At 68.5% G+C, this 8,766-nt stretch carries 9 protein-coding genes; 4 read left to right on the top strand and 5 right to left on the bottom strand.

Translation table 11 applies throughout. The annotated features are described in order from the left end of the window. The 4 genes from manA to ON43_RS26995 form a co-directional block, all read right to left on the bottom strand. Positions 1 to 1,225 (bottom strand): mannose-6-phosphate isomerase, class I (gene manA / locus ON43_RS27010; RefSeq protein WP_040811906.1); only part of this gene is annotated, 1,225 nt, incomplete at its 3' end. Further along, on the bottom strand, positions 1,225 to 2,403 hold the full coding sequence (locus ON43_RS27005) for a hypothetical protein (protein WP_040811904.1): 1,179 nt from the start codon (positions 2,401 to 2,403) through the stop codon (positions 1,225 to 1,227). The genes ON43_RS27005 and manA, both read right to left, overlap by 1 nt. A gap of 73 nt (positions 2,404 to 2,476) precedes the next feature. Further along, positions 2,477 to 3,853 carry a phosphomannomutase/phosphoglucomutase gene (locus ON43_RS27000; RefSeq protein WP_040811920.1) on the bottom strand — a complete coding sequence of 459 codons (1,377 nt, stop codon included), beginning with the start codon at positions 3,851 to 3,853 and terminating at the stop codon, positions 2,477 to 2,479. Between the two features lie 97 nt (positions 3,854 to 3,950). Further along, the gene (locus tag ON43_RS26995) at positions 3,951 to 4,340 is read right to left on the bottom strand and encodes a DUF3499 domain-containing protein (RefSeq protein ID WP_040811919.1); all 390 of its coding nucleotides are present in this window, start codon (positions 4,338 to 4,340) and stop codon (positions 3,951 to 3,953) included. A 94-nt stretch (positions 4,341 to 4,434) separates the two neighbouring features. Here ON43_RS26995 and ON43_RS26990 point away from each other — a divergent pair, with 94 nt between their 5' ends. After that, positions 4,435 to 4,914, top strand: coding sequence for a metallopeptidase family protein (locus tag ON43_RS26990; protein ID WP_218003375.1), 480 nt, complete (start codon positions 4,435 to 4,437; stop codon positions 4,912 to 4,914). A 125-nt stretch (positions 4,915 to 5,039) separates the two neighbouring features. Here ON43_RS26990 and ON43_RS42810 read toward each other — a convergent pair whose 3' ends face one another. Then, positions 5,040 to 5,300 (bottom strand): WhiB family transcriptional regulator, encoded by a 261-nt coding sequence (locus tag ON43_RS42810; RefSeq protein WP_167333465.1) that lies wholly within the window; start codon positions 5,298 to 5,300, stop codon positions 5,040 to 5,042. A 598-nt stretch (positions 5,301 to 5,898) separates the two neighbouring features. Here ON43_RS42810 and cofD point away from each other — a divergent pair. Genes cofD through ON43_RS26970 form a run of 3 tightly spaced genes read left to right on the top strand, consistent with a single transcriptional unit; the run spans position 5,899 to position 8,758 of the window. Continuing rightward, the gene (cofD, locus tag ON43_RS26980; protein WP_040811916.1) at positions 5,899 to 6,858 is read left to right on the top strand and encodes a 2-phospho-L-lactate transferase; all 960 of its coding nucleotides are present in this window, start codon (positions 5,899 to 5,901) and stop codon (positions 6,856 to 6,858) included. Continuing rightward, positions 6,855 to 8,243 carry a coenzyme F420-0:L-glutamate ligase gene (locus ON43_RS26975; RefSeq protein WP_051179315.1) on the top strand — a complete coding sequence of 463 codons (1,389 nt, stop codon included), beginning with the start codon at positions 6,855 to 6,857 and terminating at the stop codon, positions 8,241 to 8,243. The genes cofD and ON43_RS26975 overlap by 4 nt, the downstream gene beginning before the upstream one ends. After that, positions 8,240 to 8,758 carry an NUDIX hydrolase gene (locus ON43_RS26970; RefSeq protein ID WP_040811902.1) on the top strand — a complete coding sequence of 173 codons (519 nt, stop codon included), beginning with the start codon at positions 8,240 to 8,242 and terminating at the stop codon, positions 8,756 to 8,758. The genes ON43_RS26975 and ON43_RS26970 overlap by 4 nt, the downstream gene beginning before the upstream one ends. Positions 8,759 to 8,766: the final 8 nt, after the last annotated feature.

Genomic DNA, 8,766 nt, shown 5'->3' with positions numbered 1-8,766 from the left:
CCTCGCCCACCGCTGCGCAGAACAGCTGCGCGGGTCCGTCCACGGCCTGGGCGCGGATACCGCCGTCGGCCGCGGAGATCCAGGCGGCGTGCCCGCATTCCACGATCAGGTCGTGGTGACCCTGGAGCATGCGCACCCGGCCGTGCGTGACCAGCGCGATCACCGGGCCGGACCGCACGACGGGGAACGGGTCGGCGTCCTCGGCCAATTCGAAACGGCTGAGCGCGAATTCGGGGGCGGGGGTGTGGTAGCGGAAGACGGTGTCCGACACCGCCTCCGGCTCCACGATCGGCAGGTCCAACGGCTCGAAGTCCAGAACCCGCAGCAGCTCGGGCACATCCACGTGCTTCGGGGTCAGCCCGCCGCGCAGCACATTGTCGGAGTTGGCCATGATCTCGACGCCGACGCCGCGCAGGTACGCGTGCAGGTTTCCGGCATCCAGGAACAGGCCCTCGCCGGGTTCGAGGGTGATGCGATTGAGCAGCAGTGCCGCCAGCACTCCGGCGTCGCCGGGATAGGCCTCGGCCAGTTCCAGGGCGGTGCGCACCTCGGGCACGAATTCCTTGCCGGTGCCACCGGTTTTGGCCTCGGACAGGTAGCGCACGCAGCCGTCGAGGACCTTGGGCAGCAGTGTGCTCAGGCTGGCCTGGGGGAGTGCGATCCAGGTGGTGAACAGGGTGCGCAGGCCCGCCGAATCCGGCTGGGCCGCCAGCAGTTCGGCGTACTGGCTCAGTTCGGGGACGTCGAGGGCGTTCAAGAACCGCACGGTCTGACGCGGATCGCGGAAACCGGCCAGCGCCTCGAAGCGGCCCAGCGCCACCACGAGTTCGGGCTTGTGGTTCTCGTCGCGGTAGTTGCGCATGGGGGAGTCGATGGCGACTCCGGTCTGGTTCTCCCGGGCGAAACCCGCGCGCGCCTGTTCGATGCTGGGGTGCGCCTGCAGCGACAGCGGCTCCTCGGCGGCCAGGATCTTCAGCAGGAACGGGAGCCGGCCGCCGAATTCGCCCGCGACCGAGCCGAGTTCGCGTTGCGGGTCGGCGCTGACCAGCGTGAGCAACGATTCGCTGTGCCCGTTGATCTGGACGCGCGCCGGATCGGCGGGGTGTGCGCCGAACCAGAGTTCCGCTTCCGGATGTGCGGAGGGAACCGGTCGGCCGCACAGCTGAGCGAGCGCGGTGCGCGAACCCCAAGCGTAGGAACGCAGCGCACCAACGAGTTCGTGCACTAGTTAATGCCCCCGTCGTAAGGTCCCGGTCCGGTGGCCGGGCGGGAACCGAGTAGTCGAAGATAGGCGGCCGCCATCTCCAGCCGAAGTGCCACTACGGCAAGCTTTTCCAGTTCGCTGCCCTGGGCGGCGGGAGCAGGCTGGCCGGAATCTCCGACGGGTGCACGCGGCACGTCGGTATCCACCGTGATCAGGTCGGCGTCCACCAACCCGGCGTCGGAGCCGAAGACCGCCAAGCGGCGGCGTCCGGCCACCTCGTCATTATCGGCGCTCACCACGAAGATCCGGATCTGCTCCACCGGCGCGGGGCCGTCGAGCTCCTCGTCGTGGAACAGCGGGTCGAAGCCGGGCGCGGCGACCCCGGCGGCCTCGACGAGCCGGCCGTGCGCGGCAACGGCTTCCGGCAGGGTGACGCCGGCGACGATCTGCCCGGCCGCGGCCAGCAGCACCTCGGCGCCGTGTTCGGCGACGACCGAGGCGGCGGCGGAATCGCCGGCCAGCAGCATGCGCTTGCGCTGGTGCATGCGGGTGGCGAGAGTCTTGGCCGGATTGTGGAAGGCCTCGTTCAGCGGGCCGTCGCGCAGCGCTTCCTCGTCGAGCAGGTCTGCGAGAGCGTTCAATTCGGGCACCAGCGGGCCGGTGCGGTGCGGGTCGAGGGTGGTGATCACCGCCAGGCCCGCGGACAGGTAGCGCAGCATGCGATTGTGGTCGATCACCCGCACCCGGGGCGCGAGGATGATGGCGCGCCCGGCGGCGGCCGCGCGGATCGGGCCCTCGTCGGGGGCGGCCACGACCACTTCGGCACCCCGTCGAAGTGCTCGGTCCACCGCTTCGGCGAGGCGCGGGTCGCCCGCGTCGTCGCCGGCCACGAGGACGACGTCCAGCGGCCCGACCCACGGCGGGATCGAAGTCGCCTGGACGAGCGGCATACTCGTGCTGTTGCCGAGGGCGGCGATGAGCAGTGAGGCGGCGCGCGCGGCGCGGCCACTGCCCGAGACCAGGACGAGACTGCGGGGCCGCAGATCGGTCAAACGGCCCAACGCGTCCTCGGCCAGTGCCGCGGCGGTCGCCCTGACCTGGGCTCCCCCTGATGCGGCAGAACGTAAAGCACCCCCGGCGTCCGCCGCCTCCAGCGAGGCGACGTCATCGAGGTCGATTACCGGTGTCCCAGCGATCATCGGGCGTTGCCACCTCCCCTCATCGGGTCACCAGACGCTGGTGAATCCAAGCTCTGTGATTCCACTATTCCAGTCAGGCGCGGACGATGCTCAGGATCTCGGTTACGAGTGCGTCTACATCGTCCTGCGATCGCGCCTCGACATTGAGCCGCAGCAGCGGTTCGGTATTGCTGGCGCGCAGGTTGAACCACGCGCCGTCGGCCAGCTGAACCGTCACGCCGTCCAGCCGATCGACCGATTTCGCTCGCTTGCCGAATGCCTCGAGGATCGCCTGGGTGCGCTCCTTGGCATCCGCCACTGTTGAGTTGATCTCTCCGGAGGACGCGTATGTTGCATACGCGGAGGCCAATTCCGACATCGGGCGCTCTTTCTCGCCCAAAGCCGCCAAAACGTGCAGGGCCGCGAGCATGCCGGAGTCGGCGCCCCAGAAGTCGCGGAAGTAGTAGTGCGCGGAATGCTCGCCGCCGAAGATGGCTCCGGTCGCGGCCATCTGCTGCTTGATGAACGAGTGACCGACGCGGGTGCGCACGGGGGTGCCGCCCAGCTCGGTCACCAACTCCGGCACGGCCTTCGAGGTGATGAGGTTGTGGATGACCGTCGCGCCCGGCTCCTTGGCCAGCTCGCGCTCGGCCACCAGACCGGTGATGGCCGAGGGGGACACCGGGTCGCCCTTCTCGTCCACCACGAAGCAGCGGTCGGCGTCGCCGTCGAAGGCCAGGCCGATGTCCGCGCCGGTCTTGCGGACGTAGTCCTGCAGATCGACCAGGTTCTTCGGATCCAGCGGATTGGCTTCGTGATTGGGGAAGCTGCCGTCGAGTTCGAAGTACAGCGGCTCGACGGTGTACTGCGGCAGCGTGCCCAGCACGGCGGGCACGGTGTAGCCGCCCATGCCGTTGCCCGCGTCGACGGCGATGCGCAGCGGGCGCGAACCGCTCAGGTCGACCAGCTTGTGCAGGAAGGCGGCGTAGGCCTGGAGCAGGTCCTCGCGGGTCTCGGTGCCGCGCGGGCCGTCGAAGGCCGGGACGCCGGCGATGACCTCTTCGGTGATGGTGGCCAGACCGGTGTCCTGTCCGACCGGGAGCGCCTTGGCCCGGCACAGCTTGATGCCGTTGTACTTGGCCGGATTGTGGCTCGCGGTGAACATGGCGCCGGGGCAGTCCAGGTGGCCGGAGGCGAAGTACAGCTCGTCGGTGGAGGCCAGTCCGATGTGCACCACATCGAGTCCCTGGGCGACCACGCCGTCGGCGAAGGCGGCGGCCAGTTCCGGTGAGGAGTCACGCATGTCGTGTCCGATGACGATGCGGGAGGCGCCTTCCCCGCGCATCAGCCGGGCGAAGGATCCGGCGACGTCACGGACGAAATCCGCGTCGATCTGCTCGCCGACCACTCCTCGAACGTCGTATGCCTTGATGACTGCTTGAACGGACTCCGCTGACCGGGCGACTGTCATATAGGACACCCTAGTAGTACTCGCAGCCGTGCCGTATTCGGAGCCGTCCATGTCCCGCGAGCCGTCCATGTCCCGTGATCGTTCCCAGGGGGCGACGTCAGTTCGGGGGATCCGGTAGGACGCGTAGATGGCCTCTCCGGCCGGTGCGCCCCTGACGGGTCGGGCGCTGCGGGGCGGGGGCGTAGTCGGTGTAGCCGCGCGGATCGGGTTCCGGTGTGCGGCGGCGGGATCCGGCCTCGCGGACCGCCTCGGCCAGGGCGGTCAGATCATCGTCGTCGGGGGTGGAGCTGGAAAACCCGCCCTCGTGACGGACCAGCTCCCATCCCTTGGGCGCGGTGATCCGGGAAGCGTGCGTCTCGCACAAATCCCAGGAGTGTGGTTCGGCGACCGTGACCAGCGGACCCACGACTGCCATCGAGTCGGAGTACACATAGGTCAGCGTCGCGACGGCCGGGTTTTTGCAGCCTGGACGGCAGCAACGACGCATGGGGATCACGCCATGCAGGGTAACCCCCCTCACGCCCCGCCGGTAGCGGGACACGCTCAACGACACCCGCCCGGCTAAGGGTTAGATTCAAGGTATGACCCGTTCACGTAAGAGGCGGCCGCCCACCGCGCGGTCGGTCATCCGCCGCGGGCGGGGTGTGCGCGGGCCCATGCTGCCGCCGACGGTCCCGGCCCGGCGCACCCGCGGCCAGGAGTTCGACCGGCTGGTGCTGGAGGCGTTCGCGCCGCTGGAGAGCCGCTGGCACGAGCAGCTCACCAAACTCGACATCGCCGTCGACGATGTGCCGAAAATCCGCCCGCTGCACCCGGATTCGGTCACCTGGCCCGACGAGGTGGTGGCCGACGGCCCGGTGCCGCTGTCGCGGCTGATTCCGGCCGGCGTGGACCGCTACGGCATGGCTACCCGCGCCCGAGTCGTGTTGTTCCGCAAGCCATTGGAGCTGCGGGCGCAGGATCCCGACGATCTGGTCGACCTGCTGCGCGAGGTGCTCGTGCAACAGATCGCGACCTACCTGGGCGTGGAGCCCGACGTGATCGACCCGGAACCGGAGTAACGCGAAAACCGTTGGGGTCCTTGATATCCCCCGTCATTCCGGCGTGCTTTTGGCCGGAATCCACCCCTGCCGCTGTGGATCCCGGCCAAAAGCATGCCGGGATGACGGGGATTTCGCCTTTGCTGTCAGATGATGCCGCGCTTCAAGCGACGGCGTTCCCGTTCGCTGAGCCCGCCCCAGATGCCGAAGCGCTCATCGTTGGCGAGGGCGTATTCGAGGCACTCGTCGCGCACCTCGCAGCCCAGGCAGATGCGCTTGGCCTCTCTGGTGGAGCCGCCCTTCTCCGGGAAGAACGCCTCCGGGTCGGTCTGGGCGCACAGCGCCCGTTCCTGCCACTGTTCGGCCTCGGTCATCATGCGACCGCCGCGCGAGAAAGTGTCGAACATATCCTCGGCACCGGTGACGATCAGGCTCAGCCGCGGTGGTTCGGGCTGGTAGGCGGCTCGCGCCCACTGTCCGCCCCCCGGCCGCGCAGTCGTCATCGGTTCACCCCCCTCGTATCCGTTCCGGTCATCGGCGCAGAAGTCAGGTGCTGCGCCAGTCGTGGAATCGGTTTGCGATACACCGCCCGGAATGCCCGACGGGGCCAGCTCTTCGGCCATCGCTCCGCCTCCTCACTGTGTGTTAGCGCAGAATGATTAATCCGCCGGAGCCGATCCCACCGACGGCCCAACACCGCGGCGTAGTCCCGCGGCCATCCCCGAGCTTGGGTCACCCCGGTGCGAACAGTTGTTCGAAAACCCGTCCGCGCCTTGCACTCTCACGCGGACCCGGAATGACATGCCTGTGATTAGACACGCCGGGAGCGGCGATGGTCAAGCTGCCGAAGCAATTCCGTTACCATCTCCGGCCCCTCTTACCCGAGTTCCCGCAGATCAAACAGCAAATTCATAGCAAATGATCTGTTATCGGGCATCCGGGGCCGAACGCATAGGCTGTGCGGATGTGACTCGAGAACAAGCGGACACGGCGCCCGGCACCGGCCTGCGGATCGCCGTACTGGTCGGCGGAGTCGGCGGCGCGCGGTTCCTGATGGGCGTGCGCGAACTGCTGCCGGGAGCCGACACCACGGCCATCGTCAATGTCGGCGACGACGTCTGGATGCACGGGCTGCGCATCTGCCCTGACCTGGACACCTGCATGTACACCCTGGGTGGCGGCATCGATCCCGAACGCGGCTGGGGGCACGCGAACGAGACCTGGAACGCCAAGGAGGAGCTCGCGAAATACAACGCTCAGCCCGATTGGTTCGGGTTGGGGGATCGCGATATCGCCACCCATCTCATCCGCACCGAAATGCTGCGTCAGGGATACCCGCTCTCGGCGGTCACCGAGGCGCTCTGCAATCGGTGGCAACCGGGTGTGAAACTGCTCCCGGCAACCGACGATCGGTGTGAAACGCATGTAGTTATCGGGGATCCGGAGAACCCTGGCGAACGCCGCGCGATCCATTTCCAAGAGTGGTGGGTCCGCTACCGGGCGAGCGTCGAGACCCATGGATTCGTGACTATTGGGGCAGATGCTGCGAAACCGGCTCCGGGTGTGACGGAAATCATAGAGTCGGCCGACGTGATCCTGCTGGCCCCTTCCAACCCCGTGGTGAGTGTCGGAGCGATCCTTTCGGTTCCGGGCATACGCGGCGCACTCCGCACAACGGACGCCAAGGTGATCGGTCTGTCACCGGTGATCGGCGGAAAGCCGTTGCGCGGCATGGCCGATGAATGTCTGTCGGTGATCGGGGTGGAGACCACCGCCGAGGCCGTGGGCAACTACTACGGCGCCCGCTCGGCTACCGGAATCCTCGACGGCTGGCTCATCCACACCGGCGATACCGCGGACGTTCCGGGCGTCGAGGTGCGGGCCGTGCCGCTGCTCATGACCGATCCGGCTACCACCGCCGAAATGGTTCGCGAGGCCCTTGATATCGCGGGAGTCAAGCCGTGACAACGGAATTCACCGCTCCATCGGGCGATGGCGTCACCGAGGCGCTGGGCGATCACGCCTCGGGCGGCGAACTGCGCATCCTGCCCATTCCGGGCCTGCCGGAGTTCCGGCCCGGTGACGATCTCGCCGAAGCCATTGCGGCGCAGGCGCCTTGGCTGCGGGACGGGGACGTGCTGGTGGTGACCAGCAAGATCGTCGCCAAGGTCGAGGGACGCATTGTCGAGGTGCCCGCGGATCCCGAAGAGCGCGACGCCGCCCGGCGGCGGCTGGTGCTCGACGAATCGGTGCGGGTGCTGGCGCGCAAGAACCGCACCCTTATTACCGAGAACAAGCTCGGCATCGTGCAGGCGGCCTCCGGCGTCGACGGCTCGAATGTCGAACAGGGTGAACTGGTATTGCTGCCCGTGGATCCCGACGCCTCGGCCAAGGCGCTGCGCACCGCGCTCTCCGAGCGGCTCGGCGTGCAGGTGGCCGTGGTCATCACCGACACCATGGGGCGGGCCTGGCGCAACGGGCAGATCGACGCGGCCATCGGGTCTTCCGGTATCCGGGTCATGCACGACTACAACGGCGCGATCGACGGGCAGGGCAACGAGCTGCATGTGACGCTGGTCGCCGTGGCCGACGAGCTGGCCGCCGCCGCGGACCTGGTGAAGGGCAAGCTGGGCGGGGTGCCGATCGCGGTGGTGCGCGGGTTCGAGAGCGCCGACGACGGTTCCACGGCCGCGGATCTACTCCGGGGCGGCGAGGACGACCTGTTCTGGCTGGGGACCGCGGAGTCCATCGAGCTCGGGCGCAAACAGGCGGTGCCGCTGCGGCGTTCGGTGCGGCAGTTCGCGGATACGCCGGTCGAGCCGGAGCTCATCCGGGAATCGGTGGCGGCCGGGCTGACCGCTCCGGCCCCGCACCACACCCGCCCGGTGCGCTTCGTCTGGCTGCGTGATCGGGCGCGGCGCGAGCGACTGCTCGAGGCGATGGCCGAGAAGTGGCGCGTCGATCTGACCGCCGACGGCAAGACCCCCGAGAGCATCGAGAAGCGAGTCGCACGCGGCCGCATCCTCTTCGACGCCCCCGAGGTGATCATCCCGTTCTGCGTTCCCGATGGCGCACATGACTATCCGGACGAAACGCGCACGGCCGCGGAGAAGACCATGTTCACCGTGGCGGTGGGCGCGGCGGTGCAGGGGCTGCTGGTGTCGCTGGCCGTGCGTGGCGTGGGCAGCTGCTGGATCGGATCCACCATCTTCGCGCCGGAGGTCACCCGCGAGGTGCTCGGGCTGGAGGCGGACTGGAACCCGTTGGGTGCCATTGCCATCGGCTACCCCCTGGACGAGATCGCGCCGCGCGAGGCGGGCGATCCCGGCATCGGCCTGGTCGAGCTGTGAGCGCCGAATCGCTGCACAAGTCGGCCACCGAGCTGCTCGAAACCTGGTCCCCGGCAGCGGGTCCGGATGCCTCGATCCGGGAGGCCATGCTGGCCTTCCTGGGTTCCGCGCCGCGCGGGTGCCTGCGCGAGCACGCGGCCGGGCACATCACGGCCTCGGCCATCGTGTTCTCCCATGACGAGCGCGAGGTGCTGTTGACCCTGCATCCGCGGGTCGGACGGTGGATCCAATTGGGCGGGCACTGCGAGGAATCCGACGATTCGGTCGCGGCGGCCGCGCTGCGGGAGGCGACCGAGGAGTCCGGGATCGAGGGGTTGGTGCTGGAGCCGGGGCTCTACGGGGCGCAGGCGCACCCGATCACCTGTTCGCTCGGGGTACCCACCCGCCACCTGGATCTGCTGTTCAAAATCGTGGCCCCGGAAGGCGCTGTGCCGGTGCGGAGTTCGGAATCGACCGATCTGCGGTTCTGGCCGGTCGACGGCCTGCCCGCCGACTCGGATGTGCTTTTGCGCTGAGTGAATCC

It is taken from the genome of Nocardia concava NBRC 100430 (genome assembly GCF_000308815.1).
GTDB classification, from domain to species: Bacteria; Actinomycetota; Actinomycetes; order Mycobacteriales; family Mycobacteriaceae; genus Nocardia; species Nocardia concava.
This window is presented reverse-complemented; position numbering and strand designations above follow the sequence as displayed.

Excerpts from the sequence above, each read along its gene's own strand:
- ON43_RS27005 (WP_040811904.1), bottom strand. The coding sequence starts at position 2,403 with ATGATCGCTGGGACACCGGTAATCGACCTCGATGACGTCGCCTCGCTG.
- ON43_RS27000 (WP_040811920.1), bottom strand. The coding sequence starts at position 3,853 with ATGACAGTCGCCCGGTCAGCGGAGTCCGTTCAAGCAGTCATCAAGGCA.
- ON43_RS26995 (WP_040811919.1), bottom strand. The coding sequence starts at position 4,340 with ATGCGTCGTTGCTGCCGTCCAGGCTGCAAAAACCCGGCCGTCGCGACG.
- ON43_RS26990 (WP_218003375.1), top strand. The coding sequence starts at position 4,435 with ATGACCCGTTCACGTAAGAGGCGGCCGCCCACCGCGCGGTCGGTCATC.
- ON43_RS42810 (WP_167333465.1), bottom strand. The coding sequence starts at position 5,300 with ATGTTCGACACTTTCTCGCGCGGCGGTCGCATGATGACCGAGGCCGAA.